The 23774-nt window shown below is 34.4% G+C and carries 24 protein-coding genes; 14 read left to right on the top strand and 10 right to left on the bottom strand.

Annotated features, from left to right (window positions below; all coding sequences use genetic code 11):
- Nucleotides 1-4: 4 nt before the first annotated feature.
- Complete coding sequence (gene leuD / locus CYAN10605_RS11295; RefSeq protein ID WP_015220072.1) at nt 5-592, bottom strand: 3-isopropylmalate dehydratase small subunit; 588 nt, start codon at nt 590-592, stop codon at nt 5-7.
- Between the two features lie 281 nt (nt 593-873).
- Between leuD and CYAN10605_RS11290 the strand changes: the two genes are divergently transcribed.
- Complete coding sequence (locus tag CYAN10605_RS11290; protein WP_015220071.1) at nt 874-1953, top strand: universal stress protein; 1080 nt, start codon at nt 874-876, stop codon at nt 1951-1953.
- On the opposite strand, the gene CYAN10605_RS11285 is transcribed toward CYAN10605_RS11290, so the two are convergent.
- Nucleotides 1943-2566, bottom strand: coding sequence for a response regulator transcription factor (locus tag CYAN10605_RS11285; protein ID WP_015220070.1), 624 nt, complete (start codon nt 2564-2566; stop codon nt 1943-1945). The genes CYAN10605_RS11290 and CYAN10605_RS11285 overlap by 11 nt on opposite strands.
- Before the next feature lie 69 nt (nt 2567-2635).
- Nucleotides 2636-3706, bottom strand: a complete 1071-nt coding sequence (locus CYAN10605_RS11280) for a sensor histidine kinase (RefSeq protein WP_015220069.1) — start codon at nt 3704-3706, stop codon at nt 2636-2638.
- A gap of 550 nt (nt 3707-4256) precedes the next feature.
- Between CYAN10605_RS11280 and kdpA the strand changes: the two genes are divergently transcribed.
- The 6 genes from kdpA to kdpC all read left to right on the top strand — a co-directional run bounded on the left by kdpA (nt 4257) and on the right by kdpC (nt 9604).
- The gene (gene kdpA, locus CYAN10605_RS11270; protein ID WP_015220067.1) at nt 4257-5942 is read left to right on the top strand and encodes a potassium-transporting ATPase subunit KdpA; all 1686 of its coding nucleotides are present in this window, start codon (nt 4257-4259) and stop codon (nt 5940-5942) included.
- A 64-nt stretch (nt 5943-6006) separates the two neighbouring features.
- Complete coding sequence (locus CYAN10605_RS11265) at nt 6007-6336, top strand: hypothetical protein (RefSeq protein WP_015220066.1); 330 nt, start codon at nt 6007-6009, stop codon at nt 6334-6336.
- Nucleotides 6324-6542, top strand: coding sequence for a DUF2283 domain-containing protein (locus tag CYAN10605_RS11260; protein WP_015220065.1), 219 nt, complete (start codon nt 6324-6326; stop codon nt 6540-6542). Before CYAN10605_RS11265 ends, CYAN10605_RS11260 begins: the two co-directional genes overlap by 13 nt.
- A 38-nt stretch (nt 6543-6580) precedes the next feature.
- Nucleotides 6581-8644 (top strand): potassium-transporting ATPase subunit KdpB, encoded by a 2064-nt coding sequence (kdpB, locus tag CYAN10605_RS11255; RefSeq protein WP_015220064.1) that lies wholly within the window; start codon nt 6581-6583, stop codon nt 8642-8644.
- A gap of 80 nt (nt 8645-8724) precedes the next feature.
- Nucleotides 8725-8931: a K(+)-transporting ATPase subunit F gene (kdpF, locus tag CYAN10605_RS11250; RefSeq protein WP_015220063.1), complete on the top strand. Its 207-nt coding sequence runs from the start codon at nt 8725-8727 to the stop codon at nt 8929-8931.
- 76 nt (nt 8932-9007) lie between these two features.
- Complete coding sequence (kdpC, locus tag CYAN10605_RS11245; RefSeq protein WP_015220062.1) at nt 9008-9604, top strand: K(+)-transporting ATPase subunit C; 597 nt, start codon at nt 9008-9010, stop codon at nt 9602-9604.
- Nucleotides 9605-10130: 526 nt separating this feature from the next.
- Here kdpC and CYAN10605_RS11240 read toward each other — a convergent pair.
- Complete coding sequence (locus CYAN10605_RS11240) at nt 10131-10424, bottom strand: four helix bundle protein (RefSeq protein ID WP_015219919.1); 294 nt, start codon at nt 10422-10424, stop codon at nt 10131-10133.
- A gap of 65 nt (nt 10425-10489) precedes the next feature.
- Between CYAN10605_RS11240 and CYAN10605_RS11235 the strand changes: the two genes are divergently transcribed.
- The 5 genes from CYAN10605_RS11235 to CYAN10605_RS11215 all read left to right on the top strand — a co-directional run bounded on the left by CYAN10605_RS11235 (nt 10490) and on the right by CYAN10605_RS11215 (nt 16348).
- Nucleotides 10490-10858, top strand: a complete 369-nt coding sequence (locus CYAN10605_RS11235; RefSeq protein ID WP_083887257.1) for an SDR family oxidoreductase — start codon at nt 10490-10492, stop codon at nt 10856-10858.
- 50 nt (nt 10859-10908) lie between these two features.
- On the top strand, nt 10909-12135 hold the full coding sequence (locus CYAN10605_RS11230) for a glycosyltransferase (RefSeq protein ID WP_015220061.1): 1227 nt from the start codon (nt 10909-10911) through the stop codon (nt 12133-12135).
- A 173-nt stretch (nt 12136-12308) separates the two neighbouring features.
- Nucleotides 12309-13493: a glycosyltransferase family 4 protein gene (locus CYAN10605_RS11225; protein WP_015220060.1), complete on the top strand. Its 1185-nt coding sequence runs from the start codon at nt 12309-12311 to the stop codon at nt 13491-13493.
- A complete protein-coding gene (locus tag CYAN10605_RS11220; RefSeq protein WP_015220059.1) occupies nt 13490-15253 on the top strand; it encodes an ABC transporter ATP-binding protein in 1764 nt (587 codons plus the stop codon). Before CYAN10605_RS11225 ends, CYAN10605_RS11220 begins: the two co-directional genes overlap by 4 nt.
- Before the next feature lie 18 nt (nt 15254-15271).
- Nucleotides 15272-16348: a phosphotransferase gene (locus CYAN10605_RS11215; protein ID WP_015220058.1), complete on the top strand. Its 1077-nt coding sequence runs from the start codon at nt 15272-15274 to the stop codon at nt 16346-16348.
- A gap of 507 nt (nt 16349-16855) precedes the next feature.
- Here the strand turns inward: CYAN10605_RS11215 and pstS are convergent.
- The 3 genes from pstS to CYAN10605_RS11200 all read right to left on the bottom strand — a co-directional run bounded on the left by pstS (nt 16856) and on the right by CYAN10605_RS11200 (nt 20618).
- Nucleotides 16856-17884: a phosphate ABC transporter substrate-binding protein PstS gene (pstS, locus tag CYAN10605_RS11210; protein ID WP_015220057.1), complete on the bottom strand. Its 1029-nt coding sequence runs from the start codon at nt 17882-17884 to the stop codon at nt 16856-16858.
- 265 nt (nt 17885-18149) lie between these two features.
- Nucleotides 18150-19049: an agmatinase gene (gene speB / locus CYAN10605_RS11205; protein ID WP_015220056.1), complete on the bottom strand. Its 900-nt coding sequence runs from the start codon at nt 19047-19049 to the stop codon at nt 18150-18152.
- 147 nt (nt 19050-19196) lie between these two features.
- Complete coding sequence (locus CYAN10605_RS11200) at nt 19197-20618, bottom strand: DUF2079 domain-containing protein (RefSeq protein ID WP_015220055.1); 1422 nt, start codon at nt 20616-20618, stop codon at nt 19197-19199.
- A 42-nt stretch (nt 20619-20660) separates the two neighbouring features.
- Between CYAN10605_RS11200 and CYAN10605_RS11195 the strand changes: the two genes are divergently transcribed.
- Nucleotides 20661-21260 carry a pseudouridine synthase gene (locus CYAN10605_RS11195; protein WP_015220054.1) on the top strand — a complete coding sequence of 200 codons (600 nt, stop codon included), beginning with the start codon at nt 20661-20663 and terminating at the stop codon, nt 21258-21260.
- Nucleotides 21261-21398: 138 nt separating this feature from the next.
- Here the strand turns inward: CYAN10605_RS11195 and CYAN10605_RS11190 are convergent, their stop codons facing one another.
- On the bottom strand, nt 21399-21884 hold the full coding sequence (locus tag CYAN10605_RS11190) for a GNAT family N-acetyltransferase (RefSeq protein WP_015220053.1): 486 nt from the start codon (nt 21882-21884) through the stop codon (nt 21399-21401).
- Nucleotides 21885-22190: 306 nt separating this feature from the next.
- On the opposite strand from CYAN10605_RS11190, the gene CYAN10605_RS11185 reads away from it, so the two are divergent.
- Nucleotides 22191-23078 carry an AEC family transporter gene (locus CYAN10605_RS11185; protein WP_015220052.1) on the top strand — a complete coding sequence of 296 codons (888 nt, stop codon included), beginning with the start codon at nt 22191-22193 and terminating at the stop codon, nt 23076-23078.
- Between the two features lie 12 nt (nt 23079-23090).
- Here CYAN10605_RS11185 and CYAN10605_RS11180 read toward each other — a convergent pair whose 3' ends face one another.
- Together CYAN10605_RS11180 and CYAN10605_RS11175 are read right to left on the bottom strand one after the other, a co-directional pair.
- Nucleotides 23091-23498: a type II toxin-antitoxin system VapC family toxin gene (locus CYAN10605_RS11180; protein ID WP_015220051.1), complete on the bottom strand. Its 408-nt coding sequence runs from the start codon at nt 23496-23498 to the stop codon at nt 23091-23093.
- Nucleotides 23495-23758, bottom strand: coding sequence for a hypothetical protein (locus CYAN10605_RS11175; protein ID WP_241212763.1), 264 nt, complete (start codon nt 23756-23758; stop codon nt 23495-23497). Before CYAN10605_RS11175 ends, CYAN10605_RS11180 begins: the two co-directional genes overlap by 4 nt.
- Nucleotides 23759-23774 lie beyond the last annotated feature (16 nt).

Below are 23774 nucleotides of genomic sequence, written 5' to 3'. Positions count from 1 at the left end.
AATATTACCACGCTAAATAAGGTAATTTTTCCGCAGTATTTTTGATTTGGCTAATATTTTTAATTAATAAACTGCAAGTATCCCATTTTCCAGTAACGAGCATATTTCTAGCACCAGAATCAATTTTTATTGCACTGCTATAGTGACCACATTTAACCTTTAAACTTTCCAAATCCAAAGTCATTTGAATGTCTGGATTTTCTTGCAATAAATTCTGAATACTTTTGATATTTTCTGCCGAAGAAGTTACACAAGGAATGCCCATTGCTAAGCAATTACCAAAAAAAATCTCGGCAAAACTTTCACCAATTATTGCATCAATGCCCCAACGTGCGATCGCTTGTGGTGCGTGTTCTCTACTAGAGCCACATCCAAAATTACCATTGACAACTAATATCTTGGCATTTTGATACTGAGGTAAATCAAAGGGATGTTGACCATTTAAAGCCTTTCTATCATCGGCAAAAACCTGCTCTCCTAAACCATCAAAAGTAACGCAACGTAGAAAACGGGCTGGAATAATGCGATCAGTGTCAATATCATTACCAACTAAAGGAAGACCTTTTCCAGTGATAACAGTTCTTTCACTCATACTCTTTTATGTGTAGAAAATAATTTGATTTAGTAACCCTTATTTTACCTCAGTTCGATACAGGAATGTATGATTTAGCAGGTTGTAGATTTATTGAAGATTAAGTGGCAGAATTAGCAATTAGAACTAGCAATTAAAACTAGCAATTCACGTTACTATAACAAGATAGAACAATTTGAGAATAAAGTATTAAAGTTTGCACTGTCTGACTTTACCCTACCAACGATTATTACTTTTCACGAGTCACAGAGGATTATAAGGGAAAAATATGAAATAGTTTTATGTTAAGAAAACAAGGAAAGCATAAAATATTTATTGGTATGGCACCAGGTGTTGGTAAAACCTATAAAATGCTTCAGGATGCTAACATTCTAAAAAAACAAGGTATTGATGTCGTCATTGGACTATTAGAAACTCATAACCGTCAAGAGACTTTATTACAAGCTGATGGTTTGGAAATTATCCCCCGTAAGTTTATTTCCCAAGATAATCTTACTCTAACGGAAATGGATACAGAAGCGATTATAAATCGTCATCCTCAGTTAGTGTTAATAGATGAATTAGCCCATACTAATATTCCAAACTCTCGTTATCAAAAGCGTTATCAAGATGTAGAGGAAATTCTCAAAGCTGGAATAGATGTCTATTCTACCGTTAATATTCAACATTTAGAAAGTTTAAATGATCTGATTGCTAAAATTACGGGAGTAGTGGTTAGAGAGCGTATTCCAGATCGTATTTTAGATGAAGCGGATCAAGTAGTCGTTATTGATGTGACTCCAGAAACCCTTGAAGAACGTCTATTAGCAGGTAAAATTTACGCTAGTAATAAAATTGAGCAATCTCTACAAAATTTCTTCCAACGTAAAAATTTAATCGCCTTGAGAGAGTTAGCATTGCGAGAGGTGGCTGACACGGTAGAAGAAGAAGGAGAAGAATCAATTCCTTTTGCTCAATCTTATCTCATTCAAGAAAGGGTTTTAGTTTGCGTTTCTACTTATCCCAATTCTTTGCGTTTACTAAGACGTGGTGCGAGATTGGCTAATTATATGAATGCTCCTCTTTTTGTTTTATTTGTCAAAAATCCTGATCATTTTCTCTCTAAAACAGAAGCCTTACACATAGAAACCTGTCAACAACTTTGTCGAGATTTTGAAGGTACTTTCCTGCGTGTAGAAGATTATAATGTGGCAAGTGTAATCGCCTTGATAGCTGAACAAGAAAAAATTACTCAAATTGTCATCGGTGAAAGCCGACAATCACGATGGAAACAGTTATTAAGAGGTTCTTTCACCCAAAAATTGATGAGGTTAATCTGGAAAAAACAAATTGATTTACATATTATTGCGACTAATCATTAAGATTCTGAAATAATAGAATAGCCTGAGTGCGATCGCATACTCCTAATTTTTGAATCATAGAATGAGTATGTACCCTAACCGTACCAGAAGTAATATAGAGCATTTTAGCAATTTCTTGATTTGATTTTCCTTGTGCCATCAATGTTAAAATCTCTCGTTCACGTTCAGTCAGAGCATCTAAAATAGAATTAGAAGGAGAAGTAAAAGCTGATTGAATTTCTTGAGTTGCCTTAGAGTCCCACCATGAAGCACCAGCAACCACAGAACGAATAGCTAAAATTAAAGTTTCAGCAGGAATACCCTTAAGACAATAACCTTGAATACCAACCTCGATCAAACGATTAATTAAAGAAGGTTCTGAGTGAGATGTAAGGGCAAGAATAGCTAATTTGGGATGATTTGACTTAATTTTGTAACAGGCTTCTAAACCACTCATACGAGGTAATCCTATATCAAGTAGAACTAAATCTAAGGGATGACGATTTGTGAGATTAACGGCTGTTTCTCCGTCTTCTGCCTCCGCCACAATGTGTAAATCAGTTTCTTGTTGTAATCTAACTGAAAGTCCTAAACGGAATAACTCATCATCTTCTACTAGGAGAATTTTTAACATAATCACAAAACTCCTTTGTATCTTTATTTTTTTGTATCTTTCTTTGCGACTACCTTTATGAGAGAAAAATCAACCCTGATAAACGGGAAGAGTAAAACCAAAAATAGCACCTTTAGAGTGATTCTCTGCCCAAATTTTACCACCATGAGCCTCAATAATTTGACGACAGAGATATAAACCTAAACCAGTACCCTTTGCTTGTCGATCGCTGTTAGACTGGTAAAATCGATCGAATAAAAAAGAGAAGTCATCTGGTTTAATACCTGAACCATAGTCTAATATTTTAACAGTGTTTGAGGATAAAATAATCTCGATGCGATCGCCTCGACGAGAATGATTGATAGCATTGATAAGCAAATTTGTTAAGACTCGCTTTAACTGAAAAGCATCCCCATTAACCCATAAAGATTGACGAAAATCCGAATCACCATAGTTGAAGGTAAGATAAACCTGATTTGATGAAGCTAAGGAAGTCAAACTGTTCGCTACTTCTTCCACTAAAACCGTTAAATCTAAGGGGTATAACTTCAAATTTAAGCCTTCTAAGTCATTGCGATAAACGTCTAACAAAGTATTGACTAATTGTAGGCTAGATTGATGAGAACGAATCATCGTGGCTAGTACCTTTATCTGAGTAGGTGTAATTTCCCCAAATTGCTTATTTTGAAAGGCTTTTATAGTTTCGAACGCACCTAGTAAGGGTGTTCTCAAATCATGGGTAAGGGTAGAAGCAAAATCTTGTCTTAATCTGACTAACTCTTCCTGAGATTGTAATTTAGTTTGTTGTTCAACTATTTTTTGTTGATAGATACGATTACTGTTACTTAACCAACCAGTGACGATTAAAGAGAGAGTTGCAATTAAACGATTGGCAAGAGTTGGTAATTCAATTACAGTACCAATATGGACATACAAATTAAGGAGAGTTAGGAATACGGAAACAATTGTAGCGATGAAAGTTGCTTTACCACCATAGAACACATTAACTAATAAAATTGCACCGGTGTAAAGATAGCCAAATACATAAGCTGGAGGAGTTTTAAATTCAAGGATGATAAGGATAATGAATACAGAGAGAATCAAAAGTTTTTTTTTCTCCCAAAGGTGTAAAGTCACCAAGGGTTTTAAGGTTGGTTGCATGGCTTGAAATAGGAGAGAAAATTTATTTTTTCATTTGTTTTTTGATGACCCAAATTACGAATAAAAATACAATGCTTAGTAAGGTTATTTTAGATATGGGTGCTATATATTTTTCTATTAAAGTATAATTTTCACCTAAGATATAATTAGTACTTGTTAGTAATGAAACCCAAATTAATGTGCCAACAGTAGAATAAATTATAAAAGAATTTATCTTCATAATTAATTCAGAAGGAATCGGAGGAAATAAGTTTTCAGAAAACATCAATAAGGCAATTCCCACATATCTCAAAGAATTCATTGTATTTATGATCCATTCAGTCATAAAAAATAACACTACCTTTTATTGTTAATTTAATAAATAATTTAATTAGAATTGAGTTTAATATTATGGCATGGAATAGTCATTTTTTTATGGAAAAACTATCAAAATTTTAAGAGGTTTAGATAAGTGTTTATAAAATATAAACACAAAGTTATACATTTGTTTAGAGACTTATGAAGTTGAATTTTTTAACATTTAATTAATGAATTTTATTTTTATCAACTCATGTGGCAAGGTTTTTTACAAATTATTTTAACCCTTGTATTGGTGGTGATTATCACTCCCATATTGGGTAATTATATGGCTTGTGTGTTTTTGGGAAAGCCTACCTTTTTGGATAGGTTTTTAAAACCCATTGAGAGTCGGTTATATTCTTTATTTGGACTAAGAATACTCGAAGCCACTAATAGCAATGGTTATCAGTATGTTAAGGATGTTATCGCTAGTAACTTAGTTATGGGTATTTTGGTTTATCTAATTCTCATGACTCAGGGATTTTTACCTCTTAATCCCACTGATTTATCTGCACCAACTTGGCATTTAGGGTTACATACTGCTATTTCTTTTCTCACGAATACCAACCAACAGCACTACTCAGGGGAAACTACTTTTAGTTATGCCTCTCAAGTATTAGCTTTGGGGTTTTTGATGTTTACCTCTGCAGGTACAGGATTAGCAGTGGCGATCGCATTTATTAGGGGTTTAACAGGACAAAGATTAGGCAGTTTTTATGTGGACTTAACTTTATCTATTACTCGAATTTTATTACCCATTTCCATTGTAGGGGCGATCGTGCTAATAATCTCAGGAGTACCCGAAACCTTATCTCCACCAGTAACAGCGACAACCTTAGAAGGAGCAAATCAAGTAATTGCGATCGGACCTGTCGCCCATTTTGAAATTATCAAAGAATTGGGGGAAAATGGAGGCGGTTTTTTTGGCATTAATTCCGCTCATCCTTACGAAAATCCTAATCCTTTCTCCAATCTATTTACCATTCTGGCTATGATGAGCATTCCCACATCTCTAATTTATACTTATGGGGTATTTGCCAATAATAAACGTCAAGCATGGTTAATCTATGGGATGGTGTTTAGCATCTTTGTTGTCTTAATAGCCATAAGTGCAGTAGGAGAATATTACGGTAATCCTTTAGTTAATAACTTATTGGGAGATACTCAACCCAACTTAGAAGGGAAAGAAGTAAGATTTGGTTGGAGTCAAACCGCTTTATGGGCAGTGATGACAACGGCTACTATGTGCGGTGCTGTGAATGGAATGCACGATTCACTGATGCCCACGGGGGGGTTTAGTACCATATTCAACCTATTTTTACAGATAATTTGGGGAGGACAAGGTACAGGAACAGCTTATTTATTCATTTATCTGATTTTAACCGTATTTTTAACAGGATTAATGGTAGGAAGAACACCTGAATTTTTAGGGCGAAAAATCGAAAAACCTGAAATCGTCTTAGCCAGTGTGATTTTATTAGTGCATCCCATCGCCATTTTAATCCCTAGTGCCATCACTTTAGCTTTTCCAGAAGCTCTAGCAGGAATAAGCAACCCCGGCTTTCATGGCATTTCTCAGGTGGTGTTTGAATACGCCTCCGCCGCCGCTAATAACGGTTCAGGATTTGAAGGATTAGGTGATAATACTCTTTGGTGGAATCTAAGTGCAACCTTTAGTTTAATTTTAGGTAGATATGTGCCAATTATTGCCTTGTTGTTGTTAGCTGATAATATGTCACGGAAACAACTTGTGCCTTTAACTTCTGGTACTTTACGCACAGATACGGTGCTATTTACGAGTATAACCGCAGGAGTTATTTTGATCTTAGGTGCATTAACATTTTTTCCTGTATTAGCGTTAGGTGCGATCGCAGAGGGTTTTCAATTAGCAGGATGATCTATTCTATAGATATTTTAGACAGAAATCATCTTTTTCATGACAATATTGTATATCAATTAACATGAACAATTCAGAAAAAGACAGTATTTTATTTGAAATAATAACTCCTCTTGGTTTTGTAGTTAGGACAACTGTAGGTTATTGGAATATAATTTCCACCGTGAAACATCCGATTATGCAAAACAGATTAGAAGATGTTATGCAAACTTTAATGTCACCAGATGAAATTCGTGTTAGCAAAAATGATGAAAAAGTATTCTTATTTTATCGAGCAGATGGTAATAAAAGATGGGTATGTGCCGTATCCAAAAAGTTAGAAATTGATGGATTTTTAATAACGGCATATCGCACCAGTGCAATTAAGGAGGGAATTTTATTATGGCAGAAGTAAGACAAGTAAAAGTTTTTTATGACTCTATGGGAGATAGTTTAGTTGTCTGGTTTGACAATCCTGAAAATGAGTACGAGGTAGAAGAAACTGGTAATGAAGTCATTTTAATGAAGGATAAAAATGGGAAAGTTATCGGTTTTGAAAAGTTAAATTTTTTCTCACAAAATAAATCTTTACCTATAGCTTTTGAAACTTTAGCTATTTAACTAAATATTAAAAAATCTTTAATCCTTAATATTTTACTATGAATAAACCACCACGATCGCAACGAAAACATACACCCAAAGCCAAAAATCAAGGGCTTTATACCAGAGCAATTAAACAATCTTTTATCAAATTAAATCCTAAAATTGCCATCAAAAATCCCGTCATATTTCTTGTCTGGATTGGCACAATTATCACCCTTTTAGTAACAATAAATCCTAGTCTTTTTGGTAATTTTAATGACTCTAATGAAAGACTTTTTAACGGTTTAATAACTCTTATTTTATTCTCAACTGTTTTATTTGCTAATTTTGCAGAAGCAGTGGCAGAAGGTAGGGGTAAAGCTCAAGCGGATGCTCTCCGTGCTACTAAAAGCGATACGATCGCTCGTCTAATTCTTCCTAATGGCTTAATTAAAGAGGTTAATTCTACCAGTTTAAAACGAGATGACCAAATAAAGGTCATTGCGGGGGATATAATTCCTGCCGATGGTGAGGTTATTGGTGGTATGGCTTCGGTGGACGAATCCGCTATTACAGGGGAATCTGCTCCTGTTTTAAAGCAACCGGGTACGGATATTGCCAGTTCGGTGACTGGTGGTACTCGTATTATCTCTGATGAGCTAGTTATCAGGGTTACGGCTGATCCGGGTAAGGGTTTTATCGATCGCATGATTAGTTTGGTAGAGGGGGCGCAAAGAAGCAAAACCCCTAATGAAATTGCTTTAACGGTGCTTTTAGCGGTTTTAACTCAGGTTTTCTTAATCGTTATCGCTACTATGCCTCCCATTGCCAATTATGTAGATAATCCTGTTAGTATCGCCGTGTTAATTTCTCTCTTAGTTGCCCTTATTCCTACTACTATCGGCGGTTTACTTAGTGCGATCGGCATTGCAGGGATGGATCGAGTTTCTCAATTCAATGTCATTGCTACTTCTGGCAGAGCCGTGGAAGCCTGTGGGGATATTAATACTCTAGTATTAGACAAAACAGGTACTATTACATTAGGTAATCGCTTAGCAGAGGAGTTTATCCCTGTAAATGGTCATACTTTGGCAGAAGTGGCGAATATTGCCTTGATTTCCAGTCTTTTTGACGAAACCCCCGAAGGAAGATCGATAGTTGATTTAGCTCAACAATTAGGCTCTCAAGCTGATTTTGATATTAATACGGCTACAGGGATTGAATTTTCTGCTCGTACTCGTATGAGTGGTACAGATTTAGACACTGGTATCGAAATTCGGAAAGGTGCAGTGGATGCCATCAAAGGTTTTGTGCGTTCCAGAGGTGGGAATGTTTCCAATGATCTCGATCGCACCTACGAAAAAGTATCTCGTTTAGGAGGCACTCCTTTAGCGGTCTGTCAGGGTGATGATATTTATGGGGTAATTTACCTTAAAGATATTATTAAACCCGGTATCCGAGAACGTTTTGATCAAATGCGTCGTATGGGTATTCGTACTATTATGTTAACAGGGGATAATCAAATTACTGCGTCTGTCATTGCCCAAGAAGCAGGAGTGGATGACTTTATCGCTGAAGCTACCCCCGAAGACAAAATCGAAGTAATCCGCCGTGAACAAGCAGAAGGTAAACTGGTAGCTATGACGGGAGATGGTACAAATGACGCTCCGGCACTTGCTCAAGCTAATGTGGGTGTTGCCATGAATTCTGGTACACAAGCCGCCAAAGAAGCTGCTAACATGGTGGACTTAGATTCTGACCCCACTAAGTTAATTGATATTGTTACTATCGGTAAACAGTTACTTATCACTCGTGGTGCGTTAACTACATTTTCGATCGCCAATGACGTTGCCAAGTACTTTGCCATTATTCCTGCAATTTTTGCTAGTACGGGGATTGGGGCATTAAACATTATGGATTTAAGTAGTACTCAATCGGCCATTTTATCGGCTTTAATTTACAATGCTTTGATTATTCCAGCGTTAATTCCCATTGCACTCAAGGGAGTTAAATTTCGAGCTTTGACTGCTGATCAATTATTGCAACGAAATATCTTAATTTATGGTTTAGGCGGGGTAATTGCTCCTTTTATTGCCATTAAAGTTATTGACATGATGGTTAGTGCGGCTGGTTTGGCTTAAGTATCTTGCAAAGGTGCAAAGTCTTTAAGAGAGTACAGAGGTTGTTTTATCTGTTTCTGTAATTTACTGTTTTTAAGATTATGAAAATTAGATTTTTTTCTGATAAGTTATCTGTTTATTTGTTTTCGATTTTAGTGGTTAATATTTTGATTTCACCTCTAGTTTATGCTAGTACAAATCAGGTTTTTTCTAGGGGACAATCCTATGCTTTAGGACTATTAGGATTGGTGACAATGAGTTTATTTATTTACCTTTTTGTCGTTATCTTTCAACCCGAAAAATTTTAACTTTGTTTCGTTCCTTTCTTCTTTGCATTTTTGCAAGATCAGAATATTCTACTTTTTTTAACGGAGAATAATTAAAATGCTTTCTGTCAACGATTTTTCTAAAGCTATTCGAGCCACCCTTATTTTATGGCTAATTACTGCGATAATTTATCCTTTATTTATCCTAATTTTTGGACAAATATTTTTACCATATCAAGCTAATGGTAGTCTCATTAAAGACAATCAAAATAATATTATTGGTTCTAGTTTAATTGGTCAGTCTTTTCAGAGCGATCGCTATTTTTGGAGTCGTCCCAGTGTGATTAACTATAGTACTGGTGAGGATGGGGGCGAAACTGGTGTATCTGGTGCAAGTAATTTAGCGCCTAGTAACCCTGATTTAGTCAAAAATATTGAAGCAGAAATCACCAAACTCAAACAAGTTGGCATTACTCCCACTGCTGACTTAGTTTATACTTCAGGTTCGGGTTTAGACCCTCATATTAGTATCCAATCTGCTCAAAATCAAATCGAAAGAATTGCGATCGCACGTAATCTTGATCCCAATCAACTACGAGAATTAATAAAAAGTCATACTGAAGGAAGATTCTTAGGCATTTTTGGTGAACCGAGAATAAATACACTTAAACTTAATATTGAACTCGATGAATTTTCAAAAGAAATTGGTTATTAATCTAGTTTCCGACAAAAGTCCCAATTCTTCTTGGCCTCCAGTTTAATTTTCCTTGTTCATTTTGGCGAATGTATTGTCATAATTACAAGGATCGCTTCTTTAGTAACTGATGTTAGGCAAAAAGATAATTAGTTGTTGTTTTGAGGTATCAGGTGTCAGGTATCAGGTGTCAGGTTTAAAGTCAGAAAAATTCACCCTTTTTTATTTTGACTTAGTTTTTCGATTAAACTATGTAACATTCTGCCAATTTCCTCACATTTGTTTAAAGTAACTTTTAATTCTTGCTCTTTAAGATAACCTCAGTTCGGTTTAAGAATATTGGATAAGGGTAGGTGTCAGGTTTCAGGTTGCAGGTTGCAGGTGTTGAGAGAAAGTAATGAGTAACAAATAATGAGTGTTCGGGGTTTTTAATTCCTAATTCTTAATTTTTCCTTTGCCCTCCCCCCTCTCGAGGGGGGATAAAGGGGGGTTCGCCTCTTGCCTCTTGCCTTTTGCCTTTTTTTCTCCATCATTCATAGATGAAAATTTATCCCGAACTCAGGTTAAGATAGCCTAATCGTCCTACAATCATCAAATGAGTTTCTAATTCTTTGAGTGAGCCATTTGCCATAGAAAGATGACGAATATAATCACCCAAATGATTTCTCCCTTTTCCTTCTGCGATGTTGGCAGGAATTGAAACTGCGGCTCTTTGTATTTGACTACTTAAACCATCAATTTCTGTTTTGGGAAATTGAGAAGTTAATTGATAACATATTACTACCAAATCCATTGATTTTTGCCAAACCGTTAAATCTCGATAACTTTTTAGTTCAATCATTTTTATTATTTCCTGAAACCTGAAACCTGAAACCTGAAACCTCCCTTAACTTAACACATCAATAAGTGCGTAACGTCAGTTATTTAATTGATGTTAACATCAAAGGAACGGCAAATGTGATTCGTCATGTTGTTCCCGTAATGATGAAGAGGAAGCAGGGTATCATTGTTAATCTTAGCTCAGGTTGGGGGCGATCGACCTCTCCTGAAGTAGCTCCCTATTGTGCCTCAAAATGGGCTATAGAAGGATTAACCCAATCATTAGCCCAAGAATTACCATCTGGTATCGCAACCATTGCCCTTAACCCCGGTATTATTCATACCCAGATGTTAGATATTTGTTTTGGGGATGAAGCCCAATACTACACACCCATTAACCAATGGGTAGAAAAAGCTGTACCCTTTTTACTGAAATTATCCACAAAAAATAAATGACTCTTCTACAATTATTATGATAAATTAAGGCTTTTATCTTTATCTGAAAAATGAAACAGCCATGTAAAATAGCTTACATCTTAAAACGTTATCCCCGTTACTCAGAAACCTTTATCGTCAATGAAATCTTGGCCCATGAATCCGCAGGTTTTGCCATCGATATTTTCGCCTTACGCCCTCCTAGCGATACTCATTTTCAAAATATTATTTCCCAAGTTAGGGCTTCCGTTACCTATATCCAGAAACCAACTCAAGGCAGAAAAAGTAATTTTCTTAATACCCTTTCCCCCACTCCCGCCAGTTACTTTTGGGCAGAATTACAAGAAACCGCTCAAATCATACCCGATATTTGGCGAAAACTCCCCTTAGCCACAGGAGAAAGGGCAAGTGTTGTCTATCAAGCATTATGGTTAGCCAGAGAAGTGCGTCAGAGAAATATTACCCATTTACACGCTCATTTTGCTTCGGTTGCTACTAGCGTCACTCGTCTAACCTCTCATTTTACTAATATTCCCTACACTTTTACCGCCCACGCCAAAGACATTTATCATCAAAGTGTTGATTTTAACGATCTCCAGAATAAAATCAAAGATAGTAAAATTGTTGTTACTGTCAGTGACTATAACCGTCAATATTTGCAGGAAAATTATGGAAAAGTAGCTCAATCAGTTAAAAGAATTTACAATGGCATTGATTTGGCTAAATTTACCTATCTTTCCCCCGAAAATCGTCCACCAAAAATTATTTCAGTGGGGCGTTTAGTTGAAAAAAAAGGATTATCAATCTTAATTAAGGCTTGTGATTTACTCAAACAATGGGGATGTCATTTTTCCTGTCAAATAGTGGGAGGCGGAGAGTTAGAGACATCCCTAAAAAATCAGATAGAGGAACTAAATTTATCAGATAAAGTCATTTTAATCGGTTCACGCCCTCAAAATGAAGTTTGTGAATTAGTACAAAATTCCGCAGTATTTGCCGCCCCTTATATTATTGCCAAAGATGGTAATAGAGATGGTTTACCAACGGTGTTATTGGAAGCAATGGCATTAGGCACTCCCTGTATCGGTACGAATATAACTGGTATCCCTGAACTAATTAGAGATGGAAAAACTGGTTTGATTGTACCCCAAGAAGACGAAAAGGCTTTAGCAGAAGCATTAAAACAACTTCTATACAAATCTGATTTAAGGGTGAAATTAGCTCAATCAGCAAGGCATTTACTCGAATCAGAATTTGATATTCACAAAAATACTGCTTTATTGAGGAATTTATTTTAAGTGTTGGGAATTGGGAAGATGGGGAGGCATAGGAAGTATGGGAAGCATGGGGGAGTTGTTTATTAGTTTTTAAAAATGACTCAAACGCTTACCTCTTGCCTCTTGCCTTTTGCCTCTTGCCTATCTCCACCAATAGACTTAGATGCAAACTAGCTTACAACAGGGGGTTTAATTTGAAAGTTGCTTATGTCTGTGCTGATGTGGGTATTCCCGTATTTGGGCAAAAAGGATGCGCAATTCATGTACAAGAAATAATCCGCTCATTCTTGGCGAAAAATATCGAAATTTCCCTATTTACCCCTCGTTTAGGGGAAAAAAAACCCTGTGATTTTGAAAAAATTAATATTTATCCTCTTCCTCCCATTCCAAAGGTAGAAAAAGGTGAAAGGGAGAAAATAGCTTTAAGTATTAACTCTGATTTAGATTCCTTATTAACTTTAACTCAACCTTTTGATTTTATTTATGAGCGTTATTCCTTGTGGAGTTATGCAGGAGTAGAATTTGCTCAAAAAAGAGGTATTCCTAGTATTTTAGAAGTTAATGCTCCTTTGATTATAGAACAAGATCGACATCGGGGTTTGGTTCATCGTCAAGAGGCGGAAAAAATCGCTCAAAGGGTATTTGAGTCGGCAACTGTCATTATTGCTGTGTCAAAGGAAATTAAAAGTTATGTTAGTCAATATGTAAGCAATCCAGAGAAAATTACAGTTATTCCTAATGGGGTTAATGCTCAAAGATTTTCTGATGATGTCATTAAAAATAGCCATAAAGAGTCCAATTATCGTTTTACTGTGGGTTTTGTTGGTTCTTTGAAACCTTGGCATGGTTTACCAATATTAATCGACAGTTTTGCTCGTTTTAATCGAGATTACCCTGAAAGTCGTCTTTTAATTGTGGGGGATGGCGCAGAAAAAGATTTTTTAGTGGAAAATGTTGAGCAACGTCAATTACAATCTGCGGTACAATTTGTGGGAGCGGTATCTCCTGACATGATTCCTTATTGGTTAGGGAAAATGGATGTCGGTGTTGCACCTTATCCTTCTTTGGATAATTTTTATTTTTCTCCTCTCAAGGTTTATGAGTATATGGCGGCAGGTTTACCTGTAATTGCGAGTAATATTGGGCAAATTAAGGAATTGATAGAGGATGGGGTTGATGGTTTACTGTGCGAGGCTGGAGATAGTCTTGCTTTAACTAATGCTTTAATAACTTTAGCTCGATCGCATCTTCTTCGTGATAAACTGGGTACATCTGCTAGAGCAAAGATTTTAAGTCATTATACATGGAATAAAGTCGTTGATAAAATTTTAGCCTGTGTGGAACAATCTAGGTTAAGGATAAAGGAGGGTAATTCATGACATCCGCAAAATCCTTAACAAAAACTCTGTCCATTCTCTCAGAATTATTAAGCTATTTTTCCCCCTATCTACATCAACAAAAGTGGTTAGTGATTATAACCTTTATCGCTATCGTGGCAGAAGTTGGTTTAAGAGTTTTAGAGCCTTTACCCTTAAAATTTATATTTGACTACGTTTTAGGAGATACTCACACAACTCCTCTCATTCTGAATCAAATCTCACCTCTTTCTCTATTAACCTTAAGCAGTCTCTCTATTTTACTGATTACCTCTTTAAGAGCTTTTGCAGGGTACTGGAGTACTGTAGTCTCTGCCATAGTTAGCAGTAGAGTTATGACACAAGTAAGAGATGATTTATATTGCCATCTACAACAACTTTCTCTCAATTATCACAACCAATCCAGAAGTGGAGATTTAATTATTCGAGTTAGCAGTGATGCTAGTCGGTTACAAGAGATTTTGCTAACAGCTACTTTACCCCTGATTATCAGTAGTTTAACCTTAGTGGCAACCCTTGGGGCAATGTTGTGGATTGATGTTAAGTTGACTTTATTGTCTTTATTAACAGTACCTTTGTTCGTATTAGCTGGAAATCTTCTTAGTTCTAAGATACAGGAATCTTCTCTTAATCAACGGAAAAAAGAGGGGTTAGTTGCTTCTACGGCGGCGGAGTCGATGATGGCAATTAAACTGATTCAATCTTTGTCTTTAGAAAATGCCTTTGCCCAAATATTTTCTCATCAAAATCAGGCTAGTTTAACAAAAAAAGTTGAAACTCAACGTTTATCGGCTTCTTTAGAAAGGATTGTCGATATGATAATTGCTTTGGGCATTGCTTTGGTTTTATGGTATGGTTCTTATTTAGTGTTGCAAGATAATTTGACGGCAGGGGATGTAATTGTTTTTTTTACCTATCTCAAAAACGCTTTTAAACCAATCCAAAATTTTGCTAAATATACTGGGCGTTTAGCTAAGGCTTCGGCTTCTGGAGAAAGAATTTTAAATATTTTCAAGGAAACTCCCGAAATTCGAGATTTACCCCATACTATCAATGCTTCTCCTCTACAAAGAGAAATAACTTTCAAAAATCTTAGTTTTACTTACCCGTCAGGGAAACAAACCCTTGATAATATCAATTTAACGATAAAAGCAGGTCAATTTGTCATGATTACGGGGATTTCTGGGGGCGGAAAATCTACTTTGATGAGTTTATTATTACGTCTTTATGAGCCTACTTCTGGGGCAATTTTAGTCGATGGTGAGGATATTAGAAATTATACCCTTAAATCGTGGCGATCGCAAATTAGTGTAGTTTTACAAGAAAGTCTGTTGTTTGGGGCGACTATCAGAGAAAATATTGCTTACGGGGTGAAGAATGTTACTGATAAAGAAATTGTTGAAGCTACCAAATTAGCCAATATTCACGACTTTATCTCCAATTTACCCCACGGATACGATACCATGATCGGAGAAAGAGGTACAACCCTTTCAGGAGGGCAAAGACAGCGAATTGCGATCGCACGAGCGGCTATTCGACAAACTCCCATCTTAATTTTAGACGAACCAACCACAGGACTCGATCGTCACAATGAAGAAATTGTTATGGAATCCCTACAAAAATTAGCTCAAAATCGCACTACTTTTTTAATTACCCATGATTTATCTTTAGCAGAAAAAGCGGATTTAATTCTTTATTTAAACAACGGAAAAATAGAAATTTTATCTAATTGTGAACATCTAAATAAATTAGTTAAATTATAAGATTATTCAAAAAAAATAATGAATTGTACTATTATTAATAATTATCAAATTCATCCAAAAGATAAACTAATTAACCATATTAAAAATGCTATTAATCCTCATCAAGTAATCAAAATTTTTAGCGAAAATATATCAATTCTTCAGGAAGATAATTATAAATTAATTAAAATCGAATTAATACGTTACAAACCACAAAAACGCTGTTTAATTGAATATCATTTTCAAGGTAAAAATAATTTAATTTTAATAGGTAAAATTAGGGCAAAAAAGACAGATTTTCATAGTTTTCAATTACAAAAAAACCTCTGGCAAAATGGTTTTGATGAAAATAGCCAAGATAATATTTCTGTCCCTGAAGTTGTTGGTATCGTTACTCAATGGCAAATGTGGTTACAAAAAAAAGTGTCAGGGCAAATACTAAGTCAATATTTAACAAAAAATCAACCCATTAAAATTTATCAAAAAGTTGCTTATATTGCTCACAAATTGCATAAAACAAATATTCCCACCAATCGTAATCATATTATTACAAATGAATTAAATATTTTGTATGAAAAATTACCATTACTAAAGAAATATTATCCCCATTGGCAAAAAAGAATTGAAAACTTACTAAATCAATGTGATATTTTAGCCTCAAAAGTTATTGAAACAGAATTATGTGGTATTCATAGAGATTTTTATTTTGATCAGATTATTATTGATAATAACTGCTTTTACTTATTAGATTTAGACTTATATTGTCGAGGAAATCCTTGTTTAGATATTGGCAATTTTATCGGACATATTAGTGAATATAGCCTACGTCAATTTGAAGATATATCTGCGTTAAAATATCAAGAGTTAGCATTAAAAAATGAATTTATAAATATTCATAAAAGGGAAAAGCAAGACCATTTATCCCTATCTGAATTAAAAGATTTAAAAACTATTATTAACAACAATATTGATATTTATAGCCTACTAACTTTAGTGCGTCATATTTATCTTAGTACCCAATTTATTGAACGTCATACTTATACAAAAAAACTATTTGATTTCTGCGAGGAAAAAATAAAACTAGCTTTGACTTTCTCACTTTCTTCGTCATTATAGGGAAAAGGGAAAAATATTTATAATTGACATAAACTGCTGTTCAACTTATTTTAAGTAGTGAATAATGAACAGTTAATAATTAATAATTAAAAACTCCTAACCCTGAATTTCTCTTTCCTCATTTTCCTTTTTATCATTACTCCGTTAAACCTAACACTCGCAACAATGAGGGTTGAACAATGTTCAACCCCTACAACCTGCCCTTATGGCACATTCCTAAACAAAACTGGGGTTAAATAACCTGAGTTTTGGATAAGCTGAAAGCATTATTTTCTCGTAGTCAGAAAACCTTATAGCTTCTTAGAAATAACGATAAAATTGCCTTAATCTGAACTGACTTAAACAAGGGGCTTAAGCCCCTTGCTAAAAACCCCTACCACCTGCAACCTGCAACCTGCAACCTGACACCTGACACCTAACCTTATCGGATATTCTTAAACCGAACTGAGGTTAAATAGGTTGATTGATAAGTACTTCTCCTAACTCCTAACCCCTAAACCTTGACTCTTAAGCAATAGTATTAATTGCCTGGGTTACTTTTTGAATAACATTATCAGGTAAAGGTACATAACCTAATTGAGAGCTATATTGTTGTCCGCCCGTTTTGCTAACACACCACTTGAGAACATTTTTCAAAGCCTCAGCTTTCTTAGCGTCAGAATATTTTTTATAAGCTAGAATCCAAGTGTAAGTAACAATAGGATAAGAACTATCTCCTGTAGGATCAGGAATAAATGCTCTTAAGTTAGCTGGTAAAGTTACTTGAGATAAAGTTTTACTCGCATTTTCTAAAGTCGGAGTAACATATTTACCAGCTTTGTTTTGTAACTGAGCAGTTTTCAAATTATTATTTTTAGCGAAACCATATTCTACATAACCGATCGCACCATCAGTTTGCATAATGGTAGCAGTAACACCCTCATTACCTTTTGCACCAATACCACCGGGCCACTGAACAGTTTTACCCTCGCCAACTTTGCTTTTCCATTCACTATTAATTGCACTCAAATGAGAAGTAAATACAGCAGTTGTGCCACTACCGTCAGAGCGATGAATAACTTTAATAGGCTTACTTTTAGAAGCTCCTAATTGTTTCCAATCTTTAATTTTGCCCAAGAAAACATCAACTAATTGCTGACGAGAAAGTTTAAGATTAGATACATCTTTATTGTTGTAAGCAATTACGATACTACCAGCAGTCACAGGTAACAAAACAACTCCACGGGAAACCTTAGAAATTTCATCATCTTTCATGGCTACATCACTAGCTCCAAAGTCCACTGTGCCACCCATGAATTGTTTTACACCTGCACCACTACCCACAGACTGATAGTTTACTTGCACATTTCTATTTATTCTGTTGTATTCCACGAACCAGCGTTGATATAAAGGGGCAGGAAAAGATGCACCAGCACCATTTAATCTCATAGCTTGAGCAGAAGCAGACTCAAAAGGTAACTGACTAGCAATAACGCTACCAGATAAACCGGCTAAACCGTATAAAAAATCTCTTCTTCTAATTTGAAAATCAGTCATTAGATTAATGCTACACCATAAAAAACTATTTACAGCTTAAATTCTAAAACAAATTGCCCTATTTTTAATCTTTTTAAATAATTGTTTTTTCTTATCTTTTTTTACTATGACAATTATGATATTTTTCTTCTTTTCATGTTATCTATAACACTAAATTTTTGCTAGGTTTAAGAATAAATTAAAACAAGGTTAATCAAAGTTTAAGACTTTTGAAGTGATAGAGTCTTACTTATTACTTATTATTTGTTTTCCTCTCATCTCCTTATCACTCTATACTTCTGACTTTTGAGTTATTTTGTTGCCAGTAGCCAATTAATTTATAGATTAGTTTAGCCGCAGTAAATTCAGAAACAACGGAATCTTTTGTTGGTGCTAATTCCATAACATCACAGCCAATTACATCAAAGCTCGAAAAAATTAAATTCATAAAAGCTAATAGTTGATACCAGTCCATGCCACCGGGTTCAGGCGTACCAACTCCGGGCATTAAACTAGGGTCAATTCCGTCTAAATCAATGGTAATGAATACTTTTTTCGTTTTTATGTTACTGATAGCTTCTGCCATCCAATGGGGATTAAAATAAATGTTTCTCGCCCACATTACGGGTATATTTTTTTCTTTGATTAAATCAGCTTCCTCTTGACAAATTGCTCTGATTCCCACTGGTAATGTCGGCAAGTCTAATTCTAATATTCTTCTCATAACACAAGCATGATTATGAATTGACCCCTCAAATTCGTGTCTCATATCTCCATGAGCATCTATCTGTATTACTGTAAAGGGTTCATCAAGGGTTTGTTGATAGGCTTGGACTACTCCTGTCGTGATAGCGTGTTCTCCGCCAACGGCAATGACAAATTTATTATCTTTGATCAATTTTGTAACGGTTTCTGTTGTGACTTTCAACATATCATCTGCCGTTAGATTTTTGTTGATGCGGGTATCGGCGATATAGTCATGGGTAAAAATAGGGGCATGAAAACAAGTTTCCATTCCTAATTCTTCGTCATAACATTCTAGCTGATCAGAGGCAGTTAATACGGCATCAGGCCCATATTCGCACCCTTTACGATAGGTAGTAGTAATTTCATAGGGGATTGGTAAAATAACTATTTTTGCTTCTTCATAAGTAGAGATAATTTCTGATTCTAAAAACTGTTTCATTGCTTATATTTTTATGAGTTAGAAAAGATGATGTTTTTTATTTTTAGGATTAATAAAATTTTAAATCCTTAAGATTTATAAAACTATAACATCTAAAAATTTTACAAGATTTAAGTCTTTTTGTCTAGTTAGTTTTTTTCTTTATTGCTATTTAATTTTTTTAAATAAAAATATATTATCTTGATTATATTTCAACTGAAATTCTCTATTTTTTTCTAAAAAGTTAATTAGATTTTTAATATCTTCTTGAGAACTATATCCAGTGGGGTTGTCTAGGTTTAAGAGTACATAATGAAATTTATTAACTTGATTATAATCAATAGAATCGATCGCAAGATCTAAAGTTAAACGATGAGTTAAATGAGGGGCAAATTGAGGAGCAGTAAAAACACTTTTTGAGGTATTTATCAGACTAATAGCTTCATTACTAGCTTTCCATGTATGTAAGTTTTTTAAATATAAGCCATTGGGGAAAAAATAAACATATTTAGCTAAGGCTAAAAATAAAATTAATGACCAAATTCTAATTTTTGTATTTTGATAAAACCATGTTTTATGATGAGCCAAACTAGCAATTATAGTAAAGATTAAAAAAGGAATTATCGGTAAAGAATATTGATGGACTAAGTCTTTTTGAGGTTGATATTCAGTAAGAAGATTGAGAAACAGAGTGGGAATAGCGGGGATTAAATTAGGTATTTCTTGCCAAGCTAAAACGGGAATTACTGGTAAGAATAAAAGTAGTAAATATTCTGCATTAGCTAAAGTAAAAAGATGAGATAAAATAATTTGGGGTTTAATAATTAAATTCAGGGCTATTTCACTAACAGAATCTCCTAAAAAAGCATAACGACTGACTGCCGCGGCTTCTTCTCCACTAAAAGCAGGAATAATCAATTGAGTAGCAATAATAAACCAAAAAATACCACTAAAAATTGCGATCACCGAAGGTGCGACTACGTCGAACGCACCATAGTTTTTTTTACGATAAATAAGAATTAGCCATACCCCCATCATTACTACATTTAAAGCTAAAACTGCTTTACATCCTAAAATAAGTAAAATAGAGACAATAAACCAAATAATTTTATCTAATTTAACAGCTAAAATAGCGATAAAAAATAAAGGTAAAGCAATAACTTCTGGATGAAAATCAAATAGATTAACATTGAATATTAAGGGATATAAAATATAAATTAAGCAGATAGTCTTAGCTTTAGAATCACTTAAATTATTTAATTTACTTAGTTTCCAAATAGGTATAAGTGCGATCGCACTTGCTAGAGATTGAATAAAAAAGAGCCAATAAACAGAAGGAAAAAGGAAGTAAAAAGGAGCGATAAAATAAAGAATCCAAGCGGCGTGATCCCCTAAAATATGTAATTCTCTGAAAGAAACATAAGGATTTTTTCCTTGAGAAATAAGATAAATTCCATTATCAAAAATACCTAAATCAAAAGCATGGGAATTAAATAAAATATGGCGAAAGCTACTAGCAATAAATAAAAGAAAAAAACTAATTAATATATATGTTATTATATTGTTATATTTTGCAAAAAAAATTTTCATTAAATTAACGATAAAAAATATTTATTGATATTAAATTAAGCTATGAAATATAAGTATATTTTATTTTATAAACCCTATAATGTTCTATGTCAATTTACCGATGATAGTCCCCATAAAAACCAAAGACAAACTCTCAAAGACTATATTAATATACCCCATATTTACTCAGTGGGAAGACTGGATTTAGATAGCGAAGGATTACTTTTATTAACAAATAATCCCAGAGTAAAACATCGTCTTTGTGAACCTAGTTTTGCTCATCCTCGCACCTATTGGGCACAAGTAGAAAATATCCCTACCGCAGAATCATTAAAACAATTAGAAGAAGGAGTTATTATCAAAGGGAAAAAAACAAAAAAGGCAACAGCATCGATGTTAAAATCAGAGCCAGAATTGCCCCCTCGAAATCCCCCCATTCGTTACCGTCAAAATATCCCTACTGCTTGGTTAGAGTTAACTTTAACAGAAGGTAGAAATCGTCAAGTAAGAAGAATGACTGCGGCGGTAGGTTATCCTACTTTACGATTAATAAGAGTAAAAATCGGCATTACCCAACAACTATCTTTAACTTTAGAGGGTTTGAATGTAGGAGAATACAGAGAATTAACTACCTCAGAAATAAAAATATTAGACAATCTATAAATAACCTGAGTTCGATATAAAATTGTCAGTAAAGGTAGGCAACGGGCAACAGGTAGGGGTTTAAATCATTTTTAAGAATTAGTAAAAAGGTAAGTTTAATGGGTTTTAGCTTATAGTATTTGTAACTTGTAATATTACTTAAGAATTTAACTTTTTCTGCCAAAATAATGCCCTGCCCATGTCGGGATTCAACTGATAACCGTCAAAGCCAAAAGCCTTATAAGCCGCTTGAGCGACTTGATTACCTTCTAATACTTCTAGGGTGAGTTTACAGCATCCTAACTCTAGGGCAATGTCTTCTATTCTCTGTAACAATAACTTACAAATACCCCGACGACGATAAGCAGAAGCAACCACCACATCATGAATATTTAATAACGGTTTACAAGCAAAAGTTGAAAAACCTTCAATGGCAATAATTAACCCTGCTGGATTATCATTCACAAAAGCTAAAACAGTATGAATATATTTTCTCTGTGCTAATTCATTAGCTAAATTGTTTTTGGCAAAATCTGATAATTCTTCTCCTCCTCCCATATAATCAAGGGCATAGGTATTCATCAACTCCACTACGGCTTCTCGATGAGCGGATATATTCAAATCTGCGTCAATAACTTTTATCATTTAGATTGGTTTAATTTGGCGAAAAATGTTCTTATTTTACTTTTACCTCAAATTTTTGAAACTGATTCAAACTCTTATATTACTTCAGTTCGCTATAAAAATATCCCATTTGGATAGATTTCAGGTGATGAGTTTGACGGTTTGATTTTTTGAACATTAACTATTTTTGTCAAAATCTATTAACTTTAACTCTGAAATCTCAACTCAGGTTTATATTTCCCTTTTGCTTACCTCATCAGTAAACTTAGATGCACTCAAGGCTCATAAAAATCAAAAATTTTTGCCTTATTTACTTTAACTTTTGTTATGAATATAATTCTTCAATCTGTTTTACCTGTTGCTTTTATTATTATTATTGGTTATGTTGCAGGAAAAAAATTGAGTTTGGAGCGCTCTACTCTTTCGCAATTAACGGTTTATATTCTCGCACCTGCTTTAGTTACAGATAGCTTTTATCGCAATTCTATGGGAGGAGATGTTACTTTACGCTTTTTATTAGCCTATGGTCTTATTTCTGTAATTTTGTATGGTGGGATAATCTTAATTGGTAAAGTGATTAAGTTATCGTCGGAAAATCATCGCAGTTTATTCGCAATTTTGTTATGTCCTAATAATGGTAATATGGGGCTTTCAATTACCGCATTTGCTTTAGGAGAAGGGGGATTAGAAAGAGCAGTAATTTATATGATTGGTTCAAGTATTGTCTTATTTGGTGTTTTACCTGCGGTTTTGAAGGGTGAATCAATTATCAAGGGTATAAAAATGACTTTTCGCCTTCCTTTGATTTGGGCAATGATATTAGGAGTCTCTCTTCATTTAGCTCATATTACTCTGCCGTTTAATTTGGGGAAAAGTATTGAATGGTTAGGGATGTCTTCTATTCCCATCGCTCTTTTAATTTTGGGAATGCAGTTAACAAATACTCGTTTTCAATTTGATTTTATTCACTTTTTAATCAGTTTAGGTAAACTTGCGATCGCACCTTTAATTGCTTATGGAGTGGGTAAAATAATGGGTTTAGAGGGCTTAGATTTACAAGTATTGGTTTTACAAACTGCCATGCCTACGGCTATTAATACGGCGGTGATGATGCAAGAATTTGGAGGGGATATAACAATGGTATCTAGGACGATAATTCTTTCCACTCTGATGAGTTTTATTACTATACCAATGGTTATGTTTCTAATAATTTAATCTATTTGTAATCTATATAGTCATTAGAGAGATAACTTTGATGTCTGTCACTCGATGGAGAGGTTTAGTCGGTTTTTCTGTGGTAATAAATTCCTCAGCATTGACAGAAATACCACTAGCTATTTGTAAAGCATCTAAAGCATTTAAACCATATTTACTGGCTAAATTTTCTGCTAAGTTAATAATAGTATTTAAGTCATTTGCCCATACATTACACATATCAAAAAAAGTATTATAAAAGTCCACTTCATCTATTTGTTTATGGAATATTGCTTTTGATAAAGTCTCTAATTTAACAAAGTCACTACTCGCAAATTTTCTGGTACAATCATCCACTATTTCTTGTGCTTTTAAAGCTAAATTATCACTAGCTCTAAATAAAGTAATTAGTACTCCAGAGTCAAGATAGGTTAAAGTCATTCTCTAATACCCCCTCTTCTATCAGCTAACTCTTTTTCTACTTCATCCCAATTATTTAATAATGGTTGACTACCTAAAGATTTTTGTCTTAAAGCCCATAACTTTTTACCTAATTCCGTTTTTGGTTGATAGTTTAGTGGCTCACTATCATTTTCCTCATTATCCTTAATTAAATCATCTATTAAAGCCAAAACTTTAGCTTTTTTTTCAGTATCTAAGGATTGCCATTTTATTAATAATAATTGTTCTGTAATCATCATCTTATACCTCTATTTT

This window comes from Cyanobacterium aponinum PCC 10605, assembly GCF_000317675.1.
GTDB lineage: Bacteria > Cyanobacteriota > Cyanobacteriia > Cyanobacteriales > Cyanobacteriaceae > PCC-10605.
The sequence above is the reverse complement of the archived record's forward strand: the minus strand, read 5'-3'. Positions and strand labels throughout refer to the sequence as shown.